The 25,531-nt window shown below is 63.9% G+C and carries 17 protein-coding genes and 1 pseudogene; 12 read left to right on the top strand and 6 right to left on the bottom strand.

All coding sequences use genetic code 11. The features are described from left to right. The first annotated feature begins 135 nt into the window (after positions 1–135). Positions 136–459, top strand: a complete 324-nt coding sequence (locus tag CUJ90_RS11125) for a hypothetical protein (protein ID WP_073429845.1) — start codon at positions 136–138, stop codon at positions 457–459. A gap of 374 nt (positions 460–833) precedes the next feature. On the opposite strand, the gene CUJ90_RS11120 is transcribed toward CUJ90_RS11125, so the two are convergent. Both CUJ90_RS11120 and CUJ90_RS11115 read right to left on the bottom strand, forming a co-directional pair. After that, positions 834–1,088 (bottom strand): hypothetical protein, encoded by a 255-nt coding sequence (locus CUJ90_RS11120; protein ID WP_114162707.1) that lies wholly within the window; start codon positions 1,086–1,088, stop codon positions 834–836. A 291-nt stretch (positions 1,089–1,379) separates the two neighbouring features. Continuing rightward, a pseudogene (locus CUJ90_RS11115) lies at positions 1,380–1,775 on the bottom strand (transposase); the annotation flags it as partial. Between the two features lie 406 nt (positions 1,776–2,181). Here CUJ90_RS11115 and CUJ90_RS11110 point away from each other — a divergent pair. From CUJ90_RS11110 to truB, 9 genes are all read left to right on the top strand, one after another. After that, entirely contained in the window at positions 2,182–3,084 is a 903-nt protein-coding gene (locus tag CUJ90_RS11110) for a LysR family transcriptional regulator (RefSeq protein ID WP_073429849.1), read from the top strand. A 125-nt stretch (positions 3,085–3,209) separates the two neighbouring features. After that, positions 3,210–4,433, top strand: coding sequence for a pyridoxal phosphate-dependent aminotransferase (locus tag CUJ90_RS11105; protein ID WP_083083921.1), 1,224 nt, complete (start codon positions 3,210–3,212; stop codon positions 4,431–4,433). Between the two features lie 361 nt (positions 4,434–4,794). Further along, positions 4,795–5,961: an SMC-Scp complex subunit ScpB gene (gene scpB / locus CUJ90_RS11100; RefSeq protein WP_114162706.1), complete on the top strand. Its 1,167-nt coding sequence runs from the start codon at positions 4,795–4,797 to the stop codon at positions 5,959–5,961. Between the two features lie 63 nt (positions 5,962–6,024). Next, entirely contained in the window at positions 6,025–7,905 is a 1,881-nt protein-coding gene (rluB, locus tag CUJ90_RS11095; RefSeq protein ID WP_114162705.1) for a 23S rRNA pseudouridine(2605) synthase RluB, read from the top strand. A 518-nt stretch (positions 7,906–8,423) separates the two neighbouring features. Then, on the top strand, positions 8,424–8,882 hold the full coding sequence (gene rimP, locus CUJ90_RS11090) for a ribosome maturation factor RimP (protein WP_114162704.1): 459 nt from the start codon (positions 8,424–8,426) through the stop codon (positions 8,880–8,882). Continuing rightward, a complete protein-coding gene (gene nusA, locus CUJ90_RS11085; protein ID WP_073429857.1) occupies positions 8,879–10,354 on the top strand; it encodes a transcription termination factor NusA in 1,476 nt (491 codons plus the stop codon). The genes rimP and nusA overlap by 4 nt, the downstream gene beginning before the upstream one ends. A 94-nt stretch (positions 10,355–10,448) precedes the next feature. Then, positions 10,449–13,394, top strand: coding sequence for a translation initiation factor IF-2 (gene infB, locus CUJ90_RS11080; RefSeq protein WP_073429859.1), 2,946 nt, complete (start codon positions 10,449–10,451; stop codon positions 13,392–13,394). Positions 13,395–13,595: 201 nt separating this feature from the next. Beyond that, positions 13,596–13,961 carry a 30S ribosome-binding factor RbfA gene (rbfA, locus tag CUJ90_RS11075; protein ID WP_114162703.1) on the top strand — a complete coding sequence of 122 codons (366 nt, stop codon included), beginning with the start codon at positions 13,596–13,598 and terminating at the stop codon, positions 13,959–13,961. A gap of 95 nt (positions 13,962–14,056) precedes the next feature. Next, positions 14,057–15,010: a tRNA pseudouridine(55) synthase TruB gene (gene truB, locus CUJ90_RS11070; RefSeq protein ID WP_114162702.1), complete on the top strand. Its 954-nt coding sequence runs from the start codon at positions 14,057–14,059 to the stop codon at positions 15,008–15,010. Between the two features lie 97 nt (positions 15,011–15,107). Here the strand turns inward: truB and CUJ90_RS11065 are convergent, their stop codons facing one another. The 4 genes from CUJ90_RS11065 to CUJ90_RS11050 all read right to left on the bottom strand — a co-directional run bounded on the left by CUJ90_RS11065 (position 15,108) and on the right by CUJ90_RS11050 (position 20,098). After that, on the bottom strand, positions 15,108–16,670 hold the full coding sequence (locus CUJ90_RS11065) for a DHA2 family efflux MFS transporter permease subunit (protein WP_073429863.1): 1,563 nt from the start codon (positions 16,668–16,670) through the stop codon (positions 15,108–15,110). Positions 16,671–16,704: 34 nt separating this feature from the next. Next, positions 16,705–17,952, bottom strand: coding sequence for an EmrA/EmrK family multidrug efflux transporter periplasmic adaptor subunit (locus CUJ90_RS11060; RefSeq protein WP_114162701.1), 1,248 nt, complete (start codon positions 17,950–17,952; stop codon positions 16,705–16,707). Between the two features lie 72 nt (positions 17,953–18,024). Next, positions 18,025–19,533 carry an efflux transporter outer membrane subunit gene (locus CUJ90_RS11055; protein ID WP_114162700.1) on the bottom strand — a complete coding sequence of 503 codons (1,509 nt, stop codon included), beginning with the start codon at positions 19,531–19,533 and terminating at the stop codon, positions 18,025–18,027. A 49-nt stretch (positions 19,534–19,582) separates the two neighbouring features. After that, positions 19,583–20,098: a MarR family winged helix-turn-helix transcriptional regulator gene (locus CUJ90_RS11050; protein WP_083083915.1), complete on the bottom strand. Its 516-nt coding sequence runs from the start codon at positions 20,096–20,098 to the stop codon at positions 19,583–19,585. A 336-nt stretch (positions 20,099–20,434) separates the two neighbouring features. Between CUJ90_RS11050 and typA the strand changes: the two genes are divergently transcribed. Together typA and CUJ90_RS11040 are read left to right on the top strand one after the other, a co-directional pair. Continuing rightward, positions 20,435–22,261, top strand: coding sequence for a translational GTPase TypA (typA, locus tag CUJ90_RS11045; protein ID WP_114162699.1), 1,827 nt, complete (start codon positions 20,435–20,437; stop codon positions 22,259–22,261). 383 nt (positions 22,262–22,644) lie between these two features. Further along, positions 22,645–25,506, top strand: a complete 2,862-nt coding sequence (locus tag CUJ90_RS11040) for a 2-oxoglutarate dehydrogenase E1 component (protein ID WP_073429874.1) — start codon at positions 22,645–22,647, stop codon at positions 25,504–25,506. The last annotated feature ends 25 nt before the right edge of the window (positions 25,507–25,531 follow it).

The raw sequence follows: 25,531 nt of genomic DNA, 5'->3' as shown, positions 1-25,531 counted from the left end.
CAGCACCTGGCGGAAATCCGGCTGCATGACTTGCAGCCCGCTTCCAGCCCAGGGCGGGTGCTACGCGCGTCACTGGTGGCGCGGTGACGTGTTGGGCATAAATGTGTCATGGCTGCACTTTAAGAAAGAAGTGAGATGACCACGTATTCCAACGAAGCGGTACTTGAAGCGCTGCGGCGGGCGCAATATCGCCAGGTCCCATGGGCCAGACGGCCGGGCGTTTTCCAATATCTTCGCGCGCTTGGCCTGATGGATACCGTTCGGCAGCGCACCGTCGCGCCGGCTCCGGGCTTTCACGCACCTGTCGACATCGCCGTGCTCACCGAGCGCGGCAAGGCTGAGTTTGCGCGGCTCGCACATGACGAGCGGTTGCTTAGCTGGACGGACCAGCGAATGAACGACTACGTCGTCGCCACCGCCGACTCACGGCCCACCGCCGCGCTCGAAGTGCGGCCCTAGCTTCGGCGCACGGCTAACGCTGGTTTCCGGACCGTTGCACGAGGCTGGCGGTTATTTCGTTGTTCTGCAAACTGCGGGCATATTCCGGCGCTTTCCGCCGAAGTGGCTCGCGCGTCGGCTCGTGTCCGGTCATGAAAAAAAGCCCGTATCTTGAGGATACGGGCTACCGGAATTACTACTGCCACGCTGTGCTAATGGCGTTGAATGAGACTGTTGGCGGGATCCAGTGGTTCCCCAATCGATCCGCTTCGCACTGCCGCAATGGGCTCACGGCTACGGCGAAGTCACAGCAAATCATTCGGTATTAGCAAACGGGGCGGATGACTCAGCGGGACGCTCGGGCTTCCATTCGAATTCTGATCGACGCTCCCTCCCTAACGCCGGCGCGCTGGATCCTCGCCGGGCGGTTCCGGCCGAGTGCGCACGTTGCTCGCGATGTCGCCACGCAAATCTCCGCGCGGCGCGGGTGGCGTGAAGTCACGACTGCGCGCGTCGCGCTGCTGCCAGGCTTGAAGGCTGGCGGTGCGGTCAGGCCGCCAGTTCCAGCCTTCCGGCCGTTGCTGTGCAAGCGCCGCTGCGGCCATCGATGAAACCACAATGCCGCACAGAAGCAGTGACATTGGTTTCATGCTGGAGCTCCCGTCAAGCCGATCGACTCAAGGCCTGTTTTCATACCCCTAAGGTAGGCCGACCGACGAAAGCACGCTGTAAGTAATAGTAAATGGATGTTTCACCCGCAACGCTCTCGCTGCATCGGACGTCTGACGCAGCGCGCAGGCCAGGGTGGAAAGGGACGACTGCGTTGGGCGCGCCGGCGAGCGGTGCCCATGACGAGTCAGGCGGGCGTCGAGAGGCGGCGCACGAAGGCCTGTACAGGTGCCGGGCGCCCATAAGGGGCCCGGGTGAAACGATTCGCGTCAGGCCATCTTGACCGGCGCGCGCCACGATTCCGGATTGGTCCAGAATGCGCCGCGCAGACGGTCGCGGCTCGGCGGTGCTGGCGGTTTCGCAGCGGTGGCGCCGATCCGCCCGCGCAGCGAAATTTCGCGGCCGCTCGTTCCGAGTCGCTTGACTATTTCGGCGAGCGTACCATCGGCCTGCCACTCGTCGAAGCGGCGGCGGCAAGTCGGCGGCGACGGATAGCGGCCGGGCAGCTTGGACCAGCCTTCGCCGGTCGACAGCACCCAAAGCACGGCGTTGACGACCGCGCGCGCTTCCACGCGTGGCCGACCGCGCCGTTCGCTCCGTGCAGGCTCCGCACAGAACAACGCCTCGACCAGCGCCCACTCGTTGTCTCTCAAATCGTCGAACAGCATCATGTTTCACCTCAGCGAAGCTAACTCCGGTGCGCTGCCCCGCGCCGCGCACTCTCCATGCACTCGATAGGCGAGTGCCAAGGGGGTCGGGCTTGCCACGGTCCTGTATGCAGTCAGAACTCATGGCGCCGATCCTGTGTGCATGTAAATGCAGGAACTGTGCCAACATAAGTCCAACAGCCTGAAGCCCTGTAGCGGCGGGCCAGCGCGGGCGCTAGCTAGGGGCGTATGAGAATCCAAAAAACCCATCACGCAAATCGGGACAATCACCAATCTTGTGCAATCAGGCCCGGCCAGCGTGCGTTTGCGCCTTCCCGCTGCATTGCAGCGAAAGCCGCTGCGCCGCTGCGACGCGAAATTTGCGAATACAATGCGCATCAAAATGCGTCATTGATGAGGTTGGTAAATGAATGTCACGCTGCGCCAGCTCAGGGTTTTCATCGAGGTCGCCCGCTTGCAGAGCTTCAGTCGGGCGGGCGATGAAATCGGCCTGACGCAATCGGCCGTTAGCCGCTGCGTGCGCGAACTGGAGGGGGAAATCGGCCTCAAGCTGATCGACCGCACGACGCGCGAAGTGCAGCTAACCGATGTCGGCGGCAATCTGGTTGCGAGCGTGTCGCGTCTATTGAACGACCTCGACGACGCGCTGCGCGAGATTCGCGAAATCGGCGAGCAGCGCCGTGGACGAGTCATGGTGGCCGCCAGTCCGACGGTCGCCTGCCGGTTGATGCCGGGCGTGGTGGCGTCGTGCGGACGGCAGTTTCCGTACATCACACTGGGTTTGCGCGACGACGTGCAAAGCGACGTGGTCCGCAAGGTCAAATCGGGCGAGGTCGATTTCGGCGTGATCATCGGCCCCTTTTCGGCCGACGATCTACTCAGCGAATCGCTGATGACGGATTCGTTCTGCGTCGTTTTGCGCGGCGACCATCCGTTGGCGGCCCGCAAGCAGGTGGCATGGACGGACCTCGAGGGCCAGCAGCTCGTCATGCTCGATTACGCGTCAGGCAGCCGGCCGATCATCGACGCCGTGATGCAGGAGCACGGTGTCAACGCGACGGTGGTGCAGGAACTGGGTCATTCCGCGACCGTCTTTGGGCTGATCGAGGCGGGCGTCGGCGTGAGCGTGCTCCCCTGGCTCGCGTTGCCGCTGCCGGCGGGCGCCACGCTGGTGGCGCGGCCGCTGGTGCCGCGTGCGCAACGCACGGTCGAACTGGTGCGGCGGCGCGACCGTTCGTTATCGCCGGCGGCCGAGGCGGTGTGGGAACTGATTCGTCAATTGCCGGCACGGGCGGAGGAGCTGGGCTGATGCGGGTCGCGGTTCGGCTCGGCGCCTGATTGACCGCCGACTTCGCCGTCCTGACGACAGGCGCCACGCTACACTATCGCCTCTGCGCAATCTCAACCCCTAGCCGACACCGTCTGGAAGCCTCGATGAGCGAATCGGATCTGCCTGTGCCATCCATCCCGAATGCGCGCGATGCCGTGCGCGCCCTGCGTCCTTCGCAGATCCGTGAAGTCGCGAACGCCGGATTCGGCGTCGACGACGTGCTGCCGTTCTGGTTCGGCGAGTCCGACCGCGTCACGCCGTCGTTCATCCGCGATTCGGCCAGCGCCGCGCTGGCCGCGGGCGCGACTTTCTACACGCACAACCTGGGCATCGCGCCGTTGCGCGCGGCGCTCGCCCGCTACGTCGGCGAATTGCATGGGCCGACGTCGCCGGACCACGTCGCGGTGACGAGCGCGGGTGTCAATGCGCTGATGCTGGCCGCGCAACTGGTGGTGGGCGCGGGCGACCGAGTCGTCGCGGTCACACCGCTGTGGCCGAATCTGGTCGAGATTCCCAAGATTCTCGGCGCGCATGTCGAGACCGTTGCGTTGGGCTACGGCGAGCGCGGCTGGCAACTCGACATCGAGCGGCTACTGGCTGCGCTGACGCCGGACACCCGAATGCTGCTCATCAACTCGCCGAACAATCCGACCGGCTGGGTGATGAGCCGCGACGAGCAGCGCACCGTGCTTGCGCATTGCCGGCGCCACGGCATCTGGCTCGTCGCCGACGAGGTTTACGAACGCCTTTACTACGCGGACGCCGATCCCGGCGCGAGCGGCACGCACTCACGCACCGCGCCATCGTTTCTCGACCTCGCCGGTCGCGACGAACGCGTGATCTGCGTGAACTCGTTCTCGAAGGCGTGGCTGATGACCGGCTGGCGGCTCGGCTGGATCGTCGCGCCGGCCACGCTGATGGACGATCTGGGCAAACTGGTCGAGTACAACACCTCGTGCGCGCCGGCGTTCGTTCAGCAGGCGGGCATCACGGCCGTCGAGCAGGGCGAGCGCTTCACGCAGGAACTCGTGCTCGACCTGAAGGCATCGCGCGACCATCTGGTGCGGGCGCTGTCCGCGGTGCCGGGTGTCGACGTGAAGGCGCCGCCGGGCGCCATGTATCTGTTCTTTTCGATGCCCGGCGCCTCGCGCAGTCTTGAACTGTGCAAGGCGATGGTGCGCGAGGTCGGCCTGGGTGTGGCGCCTGGCAGCGCGTTCGGCCCGCAAGGCGAGGGTTTCGTGCGGTGGTGCTACGCCTGCGACACGGCGCGGCTGGATGCGGGTGTCGAACGGCTGAAGCAGTTCCTCGCGCAACGTGCCGCACCGTGATGAGCGAAGCCGAGCGGGCGGACCGGACGGAAGTTTAAAGCTCTTTTGCGCAAAGCGGCTTCCATCCGTTTGCACGCGTCGTTGCGCTGAAGTGCGCCGATCAAGGCGGGACCGGATATGCGCGGGGGATTTCGCCTTTACGCACTGATTGTTTTTGCGTAATATGGCGCTCAGTCACGCGATTCCTTTCAGGAATATCGCTGCTCCGTCCGGCTGGGTTTGGCTCGATGCCTGTTTCGCCTCCCCCCGGTGCGTGCTCCCATCAATATGACCGATCAGAATCGGGCGAGCGCGTCTTCAGTTCCACATCGTCTGTTTGATCCGGTTCTTTGACCCTAACTCATAAGGTCGACCTGGCTGCATGAATACCCAAGAGGCGAAGATCGTCCTCGAGACTGCCTTGATCTGCGCGCAGGAGCCGTTAAAGCTCGGCGAGTTGCGCAAGCTCTTTGCCGACGGCGTGTCGGCAGACACCGTTCGAACTTTGCTCGAGGACCTCAAGCGCGATTGGTCCGGGCGCGGTGTGGAGCTGGTCGGGTTGGCGTCGGGGTGGCGATTTCAAAGCAAGCCCGCGATGCGTTCGTATCTGGATCGTTTGCATCCCGAGAAGCCGCCGAAATATTCGCGCGCGGTGCTCGAGACGCTCGCGATCATCGCCTACCGGCAGCCGGTCACGCGCGGCGATATCGAGGAGATTCGCGGCGTCACCGTGAATACGCAGGTCGTCAAGCAACTCGAGGACCGCGGCTGGATCGAGGTGATCGGTCATCGCGACGTACCGGGCCGTCCGGCGCTGTATGCGACCACGCGGCAGTTTCTCGACGACCTCGGTTTGACGGCGCTCGACGAATTGCCGCCGCTCGCCGATCCGTCCGCGCAACTGAACGCCGATCTTCTCGGGCAGCACGCAATCGAGTTTTCGGATGTGGAAGCGGCTCAGGCATTGGCGGCGAGCGAAGAGGCCGTGATCGAAGAGCCGGCCGACTCCGGCACGAACGAGGCAGTCGACGAATCGCATGGCGCGAGCGTTGGCGGCGAACCGCACGAAGCCTCGCAAGCAGCGAACGAAGCGCCGCTGGCCGGATCGGCGGACGCAGCCAGCCATGAAGACACCGGCCATGTCGAAGAGACGCCTGGAACGGCGGGAACGGAAATAGCTGAAGAGTATCAAGCGCCGCATGCTGAACACAGGGAGTCAGCGGAGACGGCGGTTAAAGCGGCGGATATCGCAGCGGCGTCCGAGTCGCAAGACGACGCTGCCGGCGCACCGGCCGCGCAAGAACATGCTGAAGAAGCGGCAAAGGTTGTACCGCAGGCCGGCGCCGCCGAACCTGCACTGAATCACGATCCGGTCTCCCAGGCCGATCCCGCAATACCCGCGCGCGACTCGGGCGTGCTCCGCAATACGGAGCGCGCCGCCGAGCCGAACCCGACCACGGCGGCGCACGGCGATCGTAAAGATCGTCGCGATGCCGCACAGGACGCAGGCATTCTGACCGACGACGAACCCGAGTCGCGCAGCGCCTGACGTAACCGAACTTTTTTGCCGCGCCCGCAATGGGCGCGCGCGACCTGACATTTTGAGGTTGTTTTGACACATACCCACGACACCGATTCGTCCGAATCCGAGCGCGCCGTGCCGTCGGCGCGCGCTGACGAGACGCACGCCACGCAAGCATCGGCAGGCGAGGGCGAGCGCCCGGCGCAGACCACGGAAGCAGACGGCGAGGACCGTCCGCGCCGCGGCCTGCGTCGCGGGCCGCGCAGCCTGATCGCGCGGCGCCGCGCCGGAGCGAAGACGAAGGGCGCCGAAGGCGCGCCCGCGCAAGGAGCGCCGGTCGTCACCGAGGCCCCGCCTGACGGCGAGGTGGTCGCGCAAGTGCGCATGCCGCGCAAGGAAGCCGGCGCCAAGGGCCAGGGTCCGCGGCGCAATGCCGGCGGGGCGAAACGCGAAGGTGGTCCACGTGAAGGCGCACCCCGCGAGGGCGGCGCCCGCGAAGGTGGGCGCGGCGAGCGTCAGCCGCGTGAAGGCGGTCAGCGTCAGAACCGCCGCGGCGCCGAAGCACCGGCGGCCGCGGCCACGGAAGCCGGCCAGGACGATCTGTTCTCGTACGTCACCTCGCCCGCATTCGATGCCGACAACAGCGCCACCGGCGGCGTGCGCGCGCCGATGCTGCGCCGTGGCAAGCCGGCTGCGCCCAAGCGCGTGCTGGCGGCGGACGACGACGCGCCGAAGCTGCACAAGGTGCTGGCCGAAGCCGGCATGGGCTCGCGCCGCGACATGGAAGAGCTGATCGTCGCCGGCCGCGTGTCGGTGAACGGCGAGCCGGCTCACATCGGACAGCGCATCATGCCGACCGACCAGGTTCGCATCAACGGCAAGCCGGTCAAGCGCAAGCTGGCCAACAAGCCGCCGCGCGTGCTGCTGTATCACAAACCGACCGGCGAAATCGTCAGTCACGCCGATCCGGAAGGCCGTCCGTCGGTATTCGACAAGCTGCCGCCGATGAAAACCGCCAAGTGGCTCGCGGTCGGCCGCCTCGACTTCAATACGGAAGGTCTGCTGATGCTGACCACGTCGGGCGATCTGGCGAACCGTTTCATGCACCCGCGTTATAGCGTCGAGCGTGAATATGCGGTGCGCGTGGTCGGCGAACTGGCCGAAGGCATGCGTCAGAAGCTGCTGCATGGCGTCGAGCTGGAAGACGGTCCGGCGAATTTCCTGCGTATTCGCGACGGCGGCGGCGAAGGCACTAATCACTGGTATCACGTCGCCCTCGCCGAAGGGCGTAATCGCGAAGTGCGCCGCATGTTCGAAGCGGCCGGCCTGATGGTCAGCCGTCTGATCCGTACCCGTCACGGCCCGATTTCGCTGCCGAAGGGTTTGAAGCGCGGCCGCTGGGAAGAGCTCGAGGACAATCAGGTTCGCGCGCTGATGGCGTCGGTCGGCCTGAAGGCGCCGACAGAAGAAAAGGGCGGTCGCGGCGCCGCGCCGGAGCGTAAGCAGCCGGATCCGATGCAAACGTCGATGGGCTTCATCAATCGTGAGCCGGTGCTGATGTCACACGGCCGTTTCGAGCAGCAGCCGCGCGGCCAGGGTCGTCGTGGTGCGGCGGGCGGCGGCTTCGGCGGCGGTGCGGGCACCGGCTTTGGCGGCGGCTATGGCAGCCGTGGAGCGGGGCGTGGGGCCGGCGGCGGCTTCAGCGGCCCGATGGGCGGCGGCACGGGCGGTCCGCGTGGCGGACGTGACGTCGACGGCAATCGTGCGCCGTCGGGCAATAGCAATCGGGCGGCAGGCGGCGGCAAGCGCGTCGGCGGCGCTGGCGGCAATCCGGGCGGCGGCGGTCGCGGGCCGGGCGGCAATCGCGGCGGCAGCGGCGGTGCGGGCAACCGTGCGGGCGGCGGCAATGCCAATGCGGGTGGCGCCAATCGCGGCGGCGGCGCGCCGCGCGGCCGCTCACGTGGCCGTTAAGCGGTAACGAAGTCGCGCGTGGCGGGCTGTCGCGTATCGCGCTCCCTAATACGTGCGGCCCTCGGCGGAATCGATCGACGAGCGCCGCGCATTTCATGCGGCGCATAAAAATCGCGGCGTGAGCGCAAATCGGGGCAGAGTCGCTCTGCTTGCTCGCCAAGCCAGGAGCGGGCCGCGCAAACCGCCTTGCAAAAAGGCCCAAAGCGTCGCCATATCGTTCGAACGATTTCCCATGAAATCAAGCGGAAATGCGCTTCACGCGGCGTTCTGCGGGTTTGCGTTTGTCCCGAAAAATGGCTACAATCGCGAAGTCGCTGGGCGTGCGGCTTTTCATGTGCGGCTCAGGTGCGACCACCGGCAATAAGATGATGGGCGTTTAGCCCATTTTTTTTTGCCGCTCAGTTTATGTGGTTTGGCATCTCGGGTAGCACGAACGTGCGCCGGCTTGGCGCGCGGCCCGCATTGGTTGTTTGCAAAACAGGCGGCAGGCTCGCTGCGCGAACATCTAAGAGGGCACTGTGCAACTGACGGAACTGATTGAAACCACGGTCGTGGGACTCGGCTACGAGCTCGTCGATCTCGAGCACACCGGGCGCGGCATGTTGTGTATTTATATCGACCAGCCGGCCGGCATTGCGATCGAAGACTGCGAGAAAGTCACGCGTCAGCTCCAGCACGTTCTGACGGTCGAAAATATCGATTACGAGCGGCTCGAAGTGTCGTCGCCGGGTCTCGACCGCCCGCTGAAAAAACTGGCGGATTTTGAACGCTTCGCAGGCAGCGAAGTGGTAATCACATTGAAAAAGCCATTGGACGGACGGAAATCGTACCGGGGCATCCTGCATGCTCCGCAAGGCGAGACGATCGGTCTGGAATTTGAAGGGAAGGAAGGCGCCGCGATGCTTGATTTCACGCTCGCGGACATGGATAAAGCACGCCTCGTTCCGAAAGTTGACTTTAGGAGCCGCAAACAATGAGTCGCGAAGTGTTGATGCTGGTGGATGCGCTGGCACGCGAGAAGAACGTCGACAAAGACGTGGTATTTGCCGCGCTCGAGGCGGCTCTCGCTTCGGCCTCCAAGAAACTCTTCGAAGAAGACGCGGATATCCGCGTCCATATCGACCGTGAAAGCGGCGAACACGAAACGTTTCGCCGCTGGCGCGTGGTGCCGGACGAAGCCGGTTTGCAGGAGCCGGATCAGGAAATCCTGCTGTTCGAGGCGCGTGAACAGAAGCCCGACATTCAACTCGACGAATACATCGAGGAACCGGTGCCGTCGATCGAATTCGGCCGCATCGGCGCGCAGGCCGCCAAGCAGGTGATCCTGCAAAAGGTGCGCGACGCGGAACGCGAACAGATCCTGAACGACTTCCTCGAGCGTGGCGAGCACATCATGACCGGCTCGGTGAAGCGTCTCGACAAGGGCAACTTCATCGTCGAAACCGGCCGTGTCGAAGCGCTTTTGCGCCGCGATCAACTGATTCCGAAGGAAAACCTGCGCGTGGGCGACCGCGTGCGCGCCTATATCGCCAAGGTCGATCGCACCGCGCGCGGCCCGCAGATCGAACTGTCACGTACCGCGCCCGAATTCCTCATGAAGCTGTTCGAGATGGAAGTGCCGGAAATCGAACAGGGCCTGCTGGAAATCAAGGCGGCGGCCCGCGATCCGGGTGTGCGCGCCAAGATCGGCGTGATCGCTTACGACAAACGTATCGATCCGATCGGCACTTGCGTCGGCATTCGCGGCTCGCGCGTACAGGCGGTGCGTAACGAGCTCGGTGGCGAAAACGTCGACATCGTGCTATGGTCGGAAGATCCCGCACAGTTCGTGATCGGCGCGCTCGCGCCGGCAGCCGTCCAGTCGATCGTCGTCGATGAAGAAAAGCATTCGATGGACGTCGTCGTCGACGAAAACGAGCTGGCGGTCGCGATCGGCCGCAGCGGCCAGAACGTGCGTCTTGCCAGCGAACTCACCGGCTGGCAGATCAACATCATGACGCCGGACGAATCCGCGCAAAAGCAGAATCAGGAACGCGGTGTATTGCGTGACCTGTTCATGGCGCGTCTCGATGTCGACGAGGAAGTCGCCGACATCCTGATCGACGAAGGCTTCACGAGCCTCGAAGAGATCGCTTATGTGCCGCTCAACGAGATGCTCGAAATCGAGGCATTCGACGAAGACACCGTTCACGAACTGCGTAATCGCTCGCGCGATGCATTGCTGACGATGGCGATCGCGAACGAAGAAAAGGTCGAAAATGTAGCGCTCGACCTGAAGAGCGTGGAAGGCGTCGACGCCGACCTGCTCGCCAAGCTGTCCGAACACCAGATCCAGACGCGCGACGAACTCGCCGAGCTGGCTGTGGATGAACTGGTCGAGATGACCGGAATGGAAGAGGATGCCGCTAAGGCGTTGATCATGAAAGCACGTGAACACTGGTTCCAGTGAGAAATGACCATGGCGCACTAAATTGAACGCGGCCGTCAGGCCGCATGACCCGATGCTAACCGCAAGGAATCGGTCCTTGCATTAAGAGGAATGAATGGCGAGTAACAACGTAGCCCAATTTGCCGCGGAACTGAAAATGCCTGCAGGCGTGCTGCTCGAGCAGCTGCAGGCGGCGGGCGTCACCAAAGCGAGCGAAGACGACACCCTGTCCGAAACGGACAAGGCGCGTCTGCTCGACCACTTGCGCAAGTCTCACGGCTCGACTGATGCGGACAAGCGCAAGATCACGCTGACGAAACGGCATACGTCGGAGATCAAGCAGTCCGACGCGACGGGCAAGGCTCGCACCATTCAGGTCGAGGTGCGTAAGAAGCGCACTTTCGTCCGCCGCGACGAAACCGTCAGTGAAGGCGCGGAAGCATCGAATCATGTGGCCGAGGCCGACGTCGACGATCTGGAACTCCAGCGTCGTGAAGAGGAAGCGCGTCACGAAGCCGAGCTGCTCGAAAAGCAGGCTCAGGAGCTGAAAGCGCGTCAGGAACAACTCGAACGCGAGGAAGCCGAACGTCAGGCGCGCGAGCAGGCTGCTGAAGCCGAGCGCCGCCGTGCCGAAGAAGAAGCGGCGAAGAAGCGCGCGGCGGCTGCGGCCGAAGCGGCGGCTCGCGAGAAGCCTCAGCAGCCGGCGCAAGCTGCGCAGCCGGTCACGGCGAAAGCCGAACCGGCGGCTGCCAAGGCTGCGCAACCCGCCGTCGAGCAGGACGACGAACGTGCCGCGGCGGAACGCGCGGCGCAACGCGAGGCTGCGAAGAAGGCGGAAGACGCGGCGCGTCAAGCCGCTGAGAAAGCGCGCGCCGAACAGGAAGAAATCGCCAAGCGTCGCGCAGCGGCTGAAGCCGAGGCGCGTGCGATTCGCGAAATGATGAACACGCCGCGCAAGGCGCAGGTCAAGGCGCCGGAGCCGGCACCGAAGCCCGCTGAGCCGGCCAAGGCCGCCGAAGCCAAGGGCACGCTGCACAAGCCGGCACGTCCGGCAGGTGAAGCAACGGCACGCCCGGCCGCCAGGAAGCCGGCTGTCGCGGCTCCGGCCGCCACGACGGCGCCGTCGGCGGGCGACAAGAAGAAGCCGGCGGGCAAGGGCAACTGGCAGGACGACGCAGCCAAGCGCCGCGGCATCAAGACGCGCGGCGATACCAGCGGCGGCGTCGATCGCGGCTGGCGCGGCGGCCCGAAGGGTCGCGGCAAGCATCAGGATCAGAGCACCACGTTCCAGGCGCCGACCGAACCGATCGTGCGTGAAGTGCACGTGCCGGAAACCATCACGGTCGCCGATCTGGCGCACAAGATGGCGGTGAAGGCGTCGGAAGTCATCAAGTCGATGATGAAGCTCGGCCAGATGGTCACGATCAACCAGATGCTGGACCAGGAAACGGCGATGATCATCGTCGAGGAATTGGGCCACCATGCGGTCGCGGCCAAGCTGGACGACCCGGAAGCGATGCTGGTCGAAGGCGAAATCAGCGATGCGGAAGCATTGCCGCGTCCGCCGGTCGTCACGGTCATGGGTCACGTCGACCACGGCAAGACCTCGCTGCTCGACTACATCCGCCGCGCCAAGGTGGCAGCGGGTGAAGCGGGCGGGATCACGCAGCACATCGGCGCCTATCACGTCGAAACGCCGCGCGGCGTCATCACGTTCCTCGATACGCCGGGTCACGAGGCCTTTACGGCCATGCGTGCCCGCGGCGCGAAAGCAACCGACATCGTGATTCTGGTGGTCGCAGCCGACGACGGCGTGATGCCGCAAACGAAGGAAGCGATCGCCCACGCGAAGGCAGGCGGCGTGCCGCTCGTCGTCGCGATCAACAAGATCGACAAGCCGGATGCGAATCCGGAGCGCGTGAAGCAGGAACTCGTCGCGGAAGGCGTCGTGCCGGAAGAATACGGTGGCGACTCGCCGTTCGTGTCGGTGTCGGCGAAAACCGGCGCGGGCATCGACGACCTGCTCGAAAACGTGCTGCTGCAAGCCGAAGTGCTGGAACTGAAGGCGCCGGTCGAAGCGGCGGCCAAGGGTCTCGTCATCGAAGCGAAGCTCGACAAGGGTAAGGGTCCGGTCGCAACGATCCTCGTCCAGTCCGGTACGCTGAACCGTGGCGACGTGGTGCTGGCGGGTAGCGCTTACGGCCGCGTGCGAGCCATGCTCGACGAAACCGGCAAGCCGACCAAGTCCGCCGGCCCGTCGATCCCGGTGGAAATCCAGGGTCTGTCGGAAGTGCCGCAAGCCGGCGAAGAAGTCATCGTCATGCCGGACGACCGCAAGGCGCGTGAAGTCGCGCTGTTCCGTCAAGGCAAGTTCCGCGACGTCAAGCTGGCCAAGCAACAGGCCGCGAAGCTCGAAAACATGCTGGAACAGATGGGCGAAGGCGAAGTGCAGTACATGCCGCTCATCGTCAAGGCCGACGTGCAGGGTTCGCAGGAAGCGCTGGTGCAGTCGCTGCTCAAGCTCTCCACCGACGAAGTCCGCGTGCAGATCGTGCACGGCGCCGTGGGCGGCATCAGCGAGTCCGACGTCAACCTGGCAACGGCTTCGAAGGCGGTGATCATCGGCTTCAACACCCGTGCGGATGCGCAGGCGCGCAAGCTGGCGGAAGCCAATGGTGTCGATATTCGCTACTACAACATCATCTACGACGCAGTGGATGAGGTGAAGGCCGCGATGTCGGGCATGCTGGCGCCGGAGAAGCGCGAAGTCGTGACGGGCACCGTCGAAGTGCGCCAGGTCTTCAAGGTGCCGAAGATCGGCGCGGTGGCCGGCTGTATGGTCACGGACGGTTTCGTCAAGCGCTCGTCGTCGGTGCGCGTGCTGCGCAACAACGTCGTCATCTTCACGGGCGAGCTCGATTCGCTCAAGCGCTTCAAGGACGACGTGAAGGAAGTCCGTCAGGGCTTCGAGTGCGGTATGTCGATCAAGAACTTCAACGATATCGTCGAAGGCGATCAGTTCGAAGTCTTCGAGGTCACCGAAGTCGCGCGTACGCTGTAATTCACGCGACACGGCTCAACGGGCGGAGCGGGCTTTAGCGCCCGCTCCGCCCGTTGTTTTTTGAGCCACGGCGGCGCGCCTGTCGCCTATGGCGCCCGCAGCCGCCCACGGTCATCGAGCCGCTCACATGCCGCCCGCATGACGAAGACCGCGGCTACGCGATCAACTTTTTGCATCCGTCATAACGGATCACACAACACCATGCCTAAAAAACGTTCTTCTCCCAATCGCAACGTGCAGATCGCCGATCAGATCCAGCGCGACCTGTCCGAACTGCTGCGTGAGGTCAAGGATCCGCGCATCGGCATCGTCACGATTCAAAGCGTCGAGCTGACGCCGGACTACGCGCACGCGAAGGTCTATTTCACGACGCTGACGGGCGACCCGCAGCAGACGCTGGAAGCGCTCACGCATGCGGCCGGTCATCTGCACAATCAGCTGTTCAAGCGCTTGCATATCCATACCGTGCCGACGCTGCATTTCCACTACGATGAGACGATCGAGCGGGCCGTCGAAATGTCGCGTCTGATCGACGAGGCGAATGCCAACCGCGCGAAAGAAGACTGAGCAGGCGTTACCCGCTGCCGTGCCGTTGACTGCAATGCGCCTGGCGCCGCCTTCCGTTTTGCTTTCCGTTTACCTCGAAGATCCGTCTTTCTGACATGACCGCACCTCAACGCCCCCGCGTGCCGCGGCGCGCGCTCGACGGCGTGCTGCTGCTCGACAAGCCGCTCGGCCTGTCGAGCAACGACGCGCTGATTCGCGCGAAACGTCTCTATCTGGCGAAAAAGGCGGGCCACACCGGCACGCTCGACCCGCTCGCCACCGGCTTGCTGCCGCTGTGCTTCGGCGAAGCCACCAAGTTCTCGCAGGATCTGCTCGAAGCCGACAAGACCTACGAGGCCACGATGCGCCTCGGCATTCGCACGACCACCGGCGACGCCGAAGGCGAGACCATCGACACACGCGAGGTGACGTGCGATCAGGCGGCGGTCCTTGCGGCTTTGCCGAAGTTTCTCGGCGACATCATCCAGGTTCCGCCGATGTATTCGGCGCTCAAGCGCGACGGCAAGCCGCTGTACGAATACGCGCGCGCCGGTCAGACGGTCGAACGGGAAGGGCGGCAGGTGACGATCCACGCGCTCGAATTGCTCGCCTGCGCGCTGCCGGACGTGACCTTTCGCGTGACGTGCAGCAAGGGCACGTATGTGCGCACGCTCGCCGAGGACATCGGCGAAGCGTTGGGTTGCGGCGCGCATCTGGTGGCGTTGCGGCGCACCGGCGTCGGCGCGCTGACGCTGGAACACGCGGTGACGCTCGATGCTCTGTCGAGCGCGCCGGAAAGCGAGCGGGACGCGTGGCTGCAACCGGTCGACGCGCTGCTGTCCACGTTCCCGCTCGTCAGGCTGGATGAGGACGCGACTCGCCGCTTTCTGCACGGTCAACGCCTGAAGCTGTCGGAGTTGGCGATCACCGGCGACGCGGTGAATGCGCCGCGCGTGCGTGTGTATGACGGGGAAGGCCGCCTGCTCGGTGTCGCGAAACAAGGCGAAGGCGTGCTCGCACCGGAACGGCTGGTGGTGACGACGGCGAGCCAGGCCGCGTTAAAGCGCTAGAAGCCCAAGCCCAAGCAAGGAAAAAAGGCGGGACCGCTCGAAAGCGGCCCCGCCTTTTTCCATTCCACTTCGCCGCGCCCGGAAAGACGCAACAACTTCAATGCGCGGCCGCCGCCGCCGCGCCGGCGTCACCGCCTGCACGCTCCGGCCTGGTGATCCAGATCAGCGCGATCAGCGCGACAAAAATGCCGGCCGACACGAAGAACAGATCGTTCACGCCCAACTGCGCGGCCTGTTGCGTGGCCATCGTGTTGAACAATCCATAAGCTTGCGGCTGACTGAAACCGGCCGCACCCATTTGCCGGATCGACTGATCGAACACCGGGTTGTACGCGCTAGCCTGTTCGGCCAGTTGCGCGTGATGCATGATGGTGCGGTGATCCCACGCCGTCTGGAAGATCGAGGTGCCGATGCCGCCGCACATGATCCGCACGAAATTCGACAAACCCGATGCGGCCGGAATCCGGTTGCCGGGCAAGCCCGAAAGCGTGATCGACACCAGCGGAATGAAGAACCCGGCCATGCCGATGCCTTGAATCAACGTGGGCAGCAGCAGCGAATACGTATCGACGCCGGTCGTATAACGCGAGCGCATCCAGAAACACAACGCGAATACGAGGAACGACAGCGTCGCGATATAGCGCGGATCGGTACGCGGCAAGATCTTGCCTGTGATCGGCGACAGCAGCACGGCGAACAGGCCGACCGGCGCCATGACCAGTCCCGCCTCGGTTGCCGTGTAACCGATATCGGTTTGCAGCCACAACGGCAGCAGCACGAGATTGCCGAAGTACAGGCCATAGCCGACCGACAGCGCAACCGTGCCGCCCGTGAAATTACGCTTGCTGAAGAGCGACAGATCGACCACCGGATGCTCGGCCGTCAGCTCCCACACCACGAAGAACGCGAGCGCGATCACCGCAACCAGCGTCAGCACGACGATGGTGGTCGACGAAAACCAGTCGAGGTCCTTGCCTTTGTCGAGCATGATCTGCAACGCGCCGACCCAAAGGATCAGCAGGCCGAGACCGACGCCGTCGATCGGCGCTTTTTTAATCACCGAATCGCGATTGCGGAAGATCATCCACGTGGCCGCGGCGGCAATCGCGCCGACCGGAATGTTGACGTAGAAAATCCACGGCCAGGAGATGTTGTCCGAGATCCAGCCGCCGAGAATCGGCCCGGCCACCGGCGCGATCAGCGTGGTCATCGCCCACATCGACAACGCCATCGGCGCCTTGGCGCGCGGATAGCTGGCGAGCAGCAGCGTTTGCGACAGCGGAATCATCGGGCCGGCCACGGCGCCTTGCAGCACGCGCGACGCCAGCAGGAACGGCAGCGTGGGCGCGAGGCCGCACAGCCACGACGAGATCACGAACAGCACGATCGACGCCATGAACAGGCGCACCTGACCGATGCGGTCGGTGAGCCAGCCGGTGAGCGGCACGGAGATCGCGTTCGCCACCGCGAACGAGGTGATTACCCACGTGCCCTGGTCGGACGACACGCCGAGGTCGCCCGAAATGGACGGAATCGAGACGTTCGCAATCGACGTGTCGAGCACGTTCATAAAGACGGCGAGCGACACCGCAATGGTGCCGATCACCAGTTGCGCGCCCTCGAGCGGCGGATGAGGAACTTGCGCCTGAGCCTGAGCCATTAAGCGAAAAACCTTGTAGGAATCGTTGCGCGGCTTACATCAATTTCGCGGCCGCGGCCGTAGCGGCGGCGGCGGGCTTCGCGCCGCCGGCTTGCGCCGACTTCTGCGTGCCGCCGTTCGGCCCCGCGTTTTCCGCGATGATGCGGGCGATTTCCGCGTCGGCTTCGTCGCCGTACTTCTCGAACACGGTGGTTTGATAGACCGTGTTCGGCGCCTGGCCGAGCTGGCCGCCCTGGTCGTCCTTGATGGTCACGTCGGCTTGCATCGACAGGCCGATGCGCAGCGGATGCTGTTCGAGCTCCTTCGGGTCGAGCGCGATCCGTACCGGCAGGCGCTGCACCACCTTGATCCAGTTGCCGGTCGCGTTCTGCGCGGGCAGCAGCGAGAAGGCCGAGCCCGTGCCCGCCGAGAAACCGACCACCTTGCCGTGATACACCACCGACGAACCGTACACGTCGGCCGTCAGTTCGACCGGCTGGCCGATGCGCATGTGCTTCAACTGCACTTCCTTGAAGTTCGCGTCGACCCACACGCTGCCGAGCGGCACGATGGCCATCAGCGGCGTGCCCGGCGAGACGCGCTGGCCGACCTGCACCGAGCGCTTCGCGACATAGCCCGTGACCGGCGCCGGCAGGTTGTTGCGCGCGTTGTTCAGGTACGCGTCGCGGACCTTGGCGGCGGCGGACAGCACGTTCGGGTGATTCGCGATCGAGGTGTTGGCGGTCAGCGCGCGGTTCGAGGCCAACTGCTGCTGGGCGGCGTCGACGGCGGCTTGCGCGCTCTTCACGGCGTCGCGCGCGTGCGAGATTTCCTCGAGCGACACAGCGCCGGTTTGCGCGACCGTCAGGCGGCGCTTCAGGTCGTCCTGAGCGCGCGACAGATCGGCCTGGCGGACGGCGACTTGCGCCTGGTATTGGTTGTCGTCGGCGAACAGGCCGCGCACCTGGCGCACCGTTTGCGCGAGATTCGCTTCGGCCTGTTCCAGCGCGACGCGCGCGTCCGCCGGGTCGAGCACGACGAGCGGGTCGCCGGCCTTTACGGTTTGCGTGTCGTCCGCATTCACGGCGACGACGGTGCCGGTGACCTGCGGCGTGATTTGCACGACATTGCCGTTCACGTACGCGTCGTCGGTGTCTTCGTGGAAGCGCGCGACGAGGAAGTAGTACAGGCCGTACGCGATCGCGGCGATCAGGATCACGATGACGAGCAGCGTCATCATGCGCTTGCGTTTGCCGTTGTTGGCCGGTTGTGCGGGGGCAGCGGGCTGCTGGGGGGTGCTCATTGATGTGCTCCGGGTTCTCTCAAGCGTCGTCGTTTATTCGGGTGTGCGGGCGGGTCTGGTGCCGATGCCGTGTCAGTTCGCGGCGGCGGTCGCGGCGGTGGCCGACGCCGGGGCATCGGTCGGCACCACGAGGCCGGTCTGGGTCGCGTCGAAACCGCCGCCGAGCGCCTTGACGAGACCGATCTGCATATCGCGGCGGCGCATCTTCAGGCTCGTTACCGTCTGTTCGGCGGCAAGGCGGTTCTGGTCGGCGGTCAGCACCTGCAACTGCGGCGACAAACCGGCCTTGTAGCGGATCACGGCCAACTGATACGCCTTGGTGGACGCGTCGAGCGCGCGCTGCGCGTCGCCCGATTGCTGGTCGATCGAACGGATCGACGACACTTGCGTCGCCACGTCAGAGAGGGCGTTGATCAGCGTCTGGTTGTAGTTCGCCACATCCAGATCGAAATCGGCGTAGCGTCCCTTCAACTGCGAGCGCAGCGCGCCGGCGTCGAAGATCGGCAGGTGGATGGCGGGGCCGAATTGCATCTGGCGGCTGCCCGCCTTGAGGAAGCGGCCCCAGCCGAACGCGTCGAAACCGAAGCCGGCGGCGAGGTTGACGTCCGGGAAGAACTCCGCTTTCGCTTCCTTCACGTCGTGCATCGCGGCTTCGACCTGCCAGCGCGCGGCGACGATGTCCGCGCGGCGCGCCACGAGATCGGCCGGCAGGTTGTTCGGCAGCGCCACGGTGTCGCCGGTGGTCAGGACCGGCTGGGCGATCTGCAGGCCGCGGTCGGGACCCTTGCCCAGCAGCGCGCCCAACTGATAGCGCACCACGGTGATCTGGCCGTCGAGGTCGGTCAGCGTCGACTGGCTGGTTGCGATGTTGCCGTTCGCGGTTTGCCGCTCGACGTTGGTGTCGAGACCGGCGGCGACGCGCCCGTTCGTAATGCGGCCGATTTCCTGACGGTTGGCGATTTCACGCGCGGCGATGTCGCGCAGCGCGTATAGCTGCGCGAGCTGGTTGTACGTGCTCGCCACCGACGCGGCGAGCGTCACGCGCGCCTGCTGCATGTCGGCTTCAGCGGCTTTTTCCTGCGACACCGCCTGGCCGAGGCGCTGGCGGTTTTTGCCCCACAGGTCGAGATCCCATGACGCGCTCGCGAGCACGTTATTTTCGCTATACCAGGTGCCGCCGTACGGAGGCGGGTAGAGCGCGTTGCCCGAGAACAGCTCGCGGGTCCACGAATAGCTGCCGGTGACCTTCGGATACAGCGCCGAGCGTGAGCTCTCGATATACGACGAAGCCTTGGCCACGCGCGCCTGCGCCTGGGCGATCGACGGACTGCCTTCGAGCGCCTCCGCGATCAGCTTGGGCAGTTGCGGGTCGCCGAACTGGTTGGCCCAGTCGAACGACGGCCATTGGCCGCTCTCGCTGGGCAGACTCCGAGCGGACTCGTACTGAGCCGGCGACGACATCTGCTTGTCGCTTTTCATACCGAAGTAGTTCGCGCACCCCGTGAGGGCGAGCGCCGTCACAGCGGCGGCGACAGCGGCCCGGCTCGAAAGTGCGGGCACGGACAGGGAAAGGGATTTCATTCGCTCGACTCTTTGAGTGAAGATAATGATGGACACTGCAAGCAAATTCTTACGATTTGCTGTCGGGTTTGCTTGCTGCATCACGGGTAACTCCCGTTTGTTCGCCGGCGTTGACCAGCACGCGGCGCAGCATGCTTTTCAGAAAGCCCACTTCTTCGGGAGTGAAACCGCCCAGCAGGCTGTTCAGCACGCCAGTGAAAATCGCGGGCATCCTGGCGGCGATCGCTTGGCCTTCGGGCGTCAGCGCGAGACGAACCACGCGTCGGTCTTCGTTGCTGCGCACTCTCGTCAGCAGGCCGCGTTTTTCCAACCGGTCGACCAGACGCGTGACGGCGCTTGCGTCAATGCCGTATTCACGGGCCAGTTCGGCCGCCAGCAGGCATTTGCCGCTGGCCACCATGAACAGGATGCTGCCTTGCTGGCTGGTGATGCCCAGTTCGGCCATGCTGCGCTGCGTGACCAGATTCGACATGGTCGATCTCACTCGCGTGATCAGGTAGCCGACGCTTTCGCCGACCTGGTATTCGCTGATCTCGGGCGGCGGGGTGGGGGACGGCTTCGTCATGACTCTCGTGCGAATGCAATGGTTGTCTAGGCAGGATTATAAGACGGGGTTGATTGACGCGGCAAGCGTTACCACAGCTTAGGCAAGGAACTTTTGCTGCTCAAGGTTATACGTTGACCGGTTTTGCGTGGGATTTTCCCGGCGAAAGTCGCATGGTTTCCTACGCTTCGCTGCGCCGAAGATGCTCGCTCTATCAGGGAATACCAGAAAGCTTCATTCGTGCGTGCTATAATGTTGGGTTCCCAAAAGTGCGCTTTGGGCTTGTCGTGGTTCATGAGAAGTAACCAAGTAACCGGCATGAGCATTCGGCGCACTCCAACTGTCCCCAGGTTTCCTATGACCCGCGCCCTACGCAACATCGCCATCATTGCCCACGTCGACCACGGCAAGACCACGCTCGTCGACCAGCTCCTCCGCCAGACCGCCACGTTCCGCGAGAACCAGCAGGTCGTCGAACGCGTGATGGACTCGAACGACATCGAAAAAGAACGTGGCATCACGATTCTGTCGAAGAACTGCGCGGTCGAATACGAAGGCACGCACATCAATATCGTCGACACGCCGGGCCACGCCGACTTCGGCGGTGAAGTGGAGCGCGTGCTGTCGATGGTCGACTCGGTGCTGCTGCTGGTGGATGCCGTCGAAGGCCCGATGCCGCAAACGCGCTTCGTGACCAAGAAAGCGCTGGCGCTCGGCCTGAAGCCGATCGTCGTGATCAACAAGGTGGACCGTCCGGGCGCGCGCATCGACTGGGTGATCAACCAGACCTTCGACCTGTTTGACAAGCTGGGCGCGTCGGACGAGCAGCTCGACTTCCCGATCGTCTACGCATCGGGCTTGAACGGCTACGCCGGCCTGACGCCGGACGTGCGTGAAGGCGACATGCGTCCGCTGTTCGACGCCGTGCTGCAACACGTACCGGTTCGCCCGGCCGATCCGGAAGCGCCGCTGCAACTGCAGATCACGTCGCTCGACTATTCGTCGTATGTTGGCCGTATCGGCGTGGGCCGCATCACGCGCGGCCGCATCAAGCCGGGCATGGCCGTAGCCGTGCGTTCGGGCCCCGACGGCGCGATCCTGAATCGCAAGATCAACCAGGTGCTGTCGTTCAAGGGCCTGGAGCGCGTGCAGGTCGAATCGGCCGAGGCCGGCGACATCGTGCTGATCAACGGTATCGAGGAAATCGGCATCGGCGTGACCATCTGCTCGCCCGAACAGCCGGAAGCGCTGCCGATGATCACCGTCGACGAACCCACGCTGACCATGAACTTCCTCGTCAACTCGTCGCCGCTCGCTGGCCGCGAAGGCAAGTTCGTCACGAGCCGTCAGATTCGCGACCGTCTGATGAAGGAGCTGAACCACAACGTCGCACTGCGCGTGAAGGAAACCGGCGACGAAACCACCTTCGAAGTGGCCGGCCGCGGTGAATTGCACCTGACCATTCTCGTCGAAAACATGCGCCGTGAAGGCTACGAGCTGGCCGTGTCGCGTCCGCGCGTGGTGATGCAGGAAATCGACGGTGTGAAGCACGAGCCGTACGAAAACCTGACCGTCGACATGGAAGACGCCCACCAGGGCGGCGTGATGGAAGAACTCGGCCGCCGTAAGGGCGAAATGCTCGACATGGCGTCGGACGGCCGTGGCCGCACGCGTCTCGAGTACCGCATTTCGGCACGTGGTCTGATCGGCTTCCAGTCGGAATTCCTCACGCTCACGCGCGGCACGGGCCTGATGAGCCACACGTTCGACTCGTATCAGCCGGTCAGGGAAGGCGCGGTCGGCGAGCGTCGCAACGGCGTGCTGATTTCGCAGGACGACGGCGCGGCAGTCGCTTACGCGCTGTGGAAATTGCAGGATCGCGGCCGTATGTTCGTGTCGCCGGGCGAGCCGCTGTACGAAGGCATGATCATCGGCATTCACAGCCGGGACAACGACCTGGTCGTGAACCCGATCAAGGGCAAGCAATTGACCAACGTGCGTTCGTCGGGTACCGACGAAGCGGTGCGCCTCGTGCCGCCGATCCAGATGTCGCTGGAATACGCGGTTGAATTCATCGACGACGATGAACTGGTCGAAGTCACGCCGCAATCGATCCGTCTGCGCAAGCGTTATCTGAAGGAACACGAGCGCCGCAGCGCAAGCCGTAAGGGCGCCGTGGACTGATTGACCTCGCCTTGCGCGGCATGATGGCAAGGTAAGACAGGCAAAAGCCACCTCCGGGTGGCTTTTGCCGTTTCTGGCGCGCGAATCGCGCTGTGCGTAGTTGCTAGCGGTTGGCAAACCGTTGATGCGCGTTCGTCCACGTTTATCGCAGAAAGACCGTTGCGCGCACTGGATACCGGCCGCAAAGCCCGTCGCGGCGGGCTTGAGCGGCAAACCGTCGGCTATCTGGACTATTTGATCTGTGCTATGCTCCCCGGGTGCAAAGTTTTAGGTCCTTCCAAGCAAGACTTGATTCGCGCAATCCGCTAAACGGTCAGGCCGTGTCGCGGAAGGTTCTGTAACCCGCTATTTCTCGAGAAACTCGAAGAAAGGTGAGCGTAAAAATGATGAAGCAATTCCAGTCGAACTCTTATCTGTTCGGCGGCAATGCTCCGTACGTTGAAGAAATGTACGAAGCATATCTCGACAATCCGGCGTCAGTGCCCGAGAACTGGCGCAGCTATTTCGACGCGTTGCAGAACGTCCCTGCATCGGATGGCACCAGTGCCAACGACGTGGCCCACGGCCCGATCGTCGAATCGTTTGCTCAACGGGCCAAGGCCAACGCCTTCATCCCGCGCACGGCAACCGGTGGCGAAGATCTCGCCACTGCGCGAAAGCAAGTCTATGTGCAGTCCCTCATCGGCGCATATCGCTTCCTCGGCTCGCAATGGGCCAATCTCGATCCTCTGAAGCGCCGCGAACGTCCCGCGATCCCCGAGCTTGAACCCGCGTTCTACGACTTCACCGAAGCCGACATGGACCAGGAGTTCAGCGCAACGAATCTGTATTTCGGATTCGAGCGCGCTTCGCTGCGCGAGATCGTCAAGGCATTGCGCGACACGTACTGCGGCACGATCGGCGCCGAGTACATGTACCTCAGCGATCCGGAACAGAAGCGCTGGTGGAAGGAGAAGCTCGAGTCGATTCGCTCGACGCCGAACTTCTCCAACGAAAAGAAAAAGCACATCCTGAATCGCCTGACGGCCGCCGAAGGCCTCGAGCGCTTCCTGCACACCAAGTACGTCGGCCAGAAGCGCTTCTCGCTCGAAGGCGGCGAAAGCTTCATCGCGTCGATGGACGAAGTCGTGCGTCATGGCGGCGCCCGCGGCGTGCAGGAAATCGTCATCGGCATGGCTCACCGTGGCCGTCTGAACGTGCTGGTCAATACGCTCGGCAAGATGCCGGCCGATCTGTTCGCCGAATTCGAAGGCAAGCATGTCGACGACCTGCCGGCCGGCGACGTGAAATACCACAAGGGTTTCTCGTCGGATATCTCAACCGACGGCGGCCCGGTTCACCTGTCGCTCGCGTTCAATCCGTCGCACCTCGAAATCGTCAACCCGGTGGTCGAAGGTTCGGCGAAGGCGCGCATGGATCGTCGCGGCGACGACAACGGCCTGCAAGTGCTGCCGGTGCAGATCCATGGCGACGCGGCCTTCGCGGGCCAGGGCGTCGTGATGGAAACGCTGAACCTCGCGCAAACGCGTGGTTACGGCACGCACGGCACGCTGCATATCGTCATCAACAACCAGATCGGTTTCACGACGTCGGACCCGCGCGATTCGCGCTCCACGTTGTACTGCTCGGACGTCGTCAAGATGATCGAGGCGCCGGTGCTGCACGTGAACGGCGACGATCCGGAAGCGGTCGTGCTGGCCACACAGTTGGCCATCGACTTCCGGATGCAGTTCCACAAGGACGTCGTCGTCGACATCGTCTGCTTCCGTAAGCTCGGCCACAACGAGCAGGACACGCCGGCTGTCACGCAGCCGCTGATGTACAAGACGATCGCCAAGCATCCGGGCACGCGCGCGCTGTACGCTGAAAAGCTGACGCAGCAAGGCGTGATCACGGCGACCGACGCGGACGAATACGTCAAGGCTTACCGCAAGGCGATGGACGAAGGCCATCACACCGTCGACCCGGTGCTCTCGAACTACAAGAGCAAGTACGCGGTGGATTGGGTGCCGTTTCTGAACCGCAAATGGACCGACGCAGCCGACACGGCCGTGCCGCTCGCCGAATTGAAGCGCCTCGCCGAGCGCATCACCACGATTCCCGAAAACTTCAAGGTTCACCCGCTGGTCGAGCGCGTCATCAATGACCGCCGCGCAATGGGCCGTGGCGAAGCGAAGCTCGACTGGGGCATGGGCGAACACCTCGCGTTCGCGTCGCTGGTCGCGTCGGGCTACGCAGTGCGCCTGACCGGTCAGGACTCGGGCCGCGGCACGTTCACGCACCGTCACGCGGTGCTGCACGATCAGAATCGCGAACGCTGGAACGACGGCACCTACGTGCCGCTGCAGAACATCGCCGAAGGTCAGGCGAAGTTCACGGTGATCGACTCGGTGTTGTCGGAAGAAGCGGTGCTCGGCTTCGAATACGGCTACTCGACCGCTGAACCGAATACGTTCGTCGCATGGGAAGCGCAGTTCGGCGACTTCGTGAACGGCGCGCAAGTCGTGATCGACCAGTTCATCTCGTCGGGTGAAGTGAAGTGGGGCCGTGTGTCGGGCCTTACCATGCTGCTGCCGCACGGCTACGAAGGCCAGGGTCCTGAGCACTCGTCGGCGCGGATCGAACGTTTCCTGCAACTGTGCGCGGACCACAACATGCAGGTCGTTCAGCCGACCACGCCGGCGCAGATTTTCCACCTGCTGCGCCGTCAGATGATCCGCCTGTTCCGCAAGCCGCTGATCGTCGCCACGCCGAAGTCGCTGCTGCGTCACAAGGAAGCCGTGTCGGATCTGTCGGAACTGGCCAACGGTTCGTTCCAGCCGGTAATCGGTGAGATCGATCAGGCCATCGACGCGAAGAAGGTCAAGCGCGTCGTGATTTGCTCGGGCCGCGTCTATTACGACCTGCTCGCGCATCGCCGTGAATCGAAGTCGAACGACGTCGCGATCATCCGTATCGAACAGCTCTATCCGTTCGCGCATAAGCAGTTCGAAGCGGAAATGAAGAAGTACGACAACGCGACCGAAGTGGTGTGGGTGCAGGACGAGCCGCAGAATCAGGGCCCGTGGTTCTACATCGAGCACCACCTGAAGGAAGGCATGAAGGACGGGCAGAAGCTGGCATACAGCGGTCGTCCGGCTTCGGCTTCGCCGGCAGTCGGCTACTACGCGAAGCACTACGAGCAGCAGAAGGCGCTGGTCGAAGGCGCTTTCGGCCGCCTCAAGAGCGCGTCGATCGCTAAATAACGAAAACAGACGAACCGGGAAAGCG

It is taken from the genome of Paraburkholderia terricola (assembly GCF_003330825.1).
GTDB classification, from domain to species: Bacteria; Pseudomonadota; Gammaproteobacteria; order Burkholderiales; family Burkholderiaceae; genus Paraburkholderia; species Paraburkholderia terricola.
This window is presented reverse-complemented; position numbering and strand designations above follow the sequence as displayed.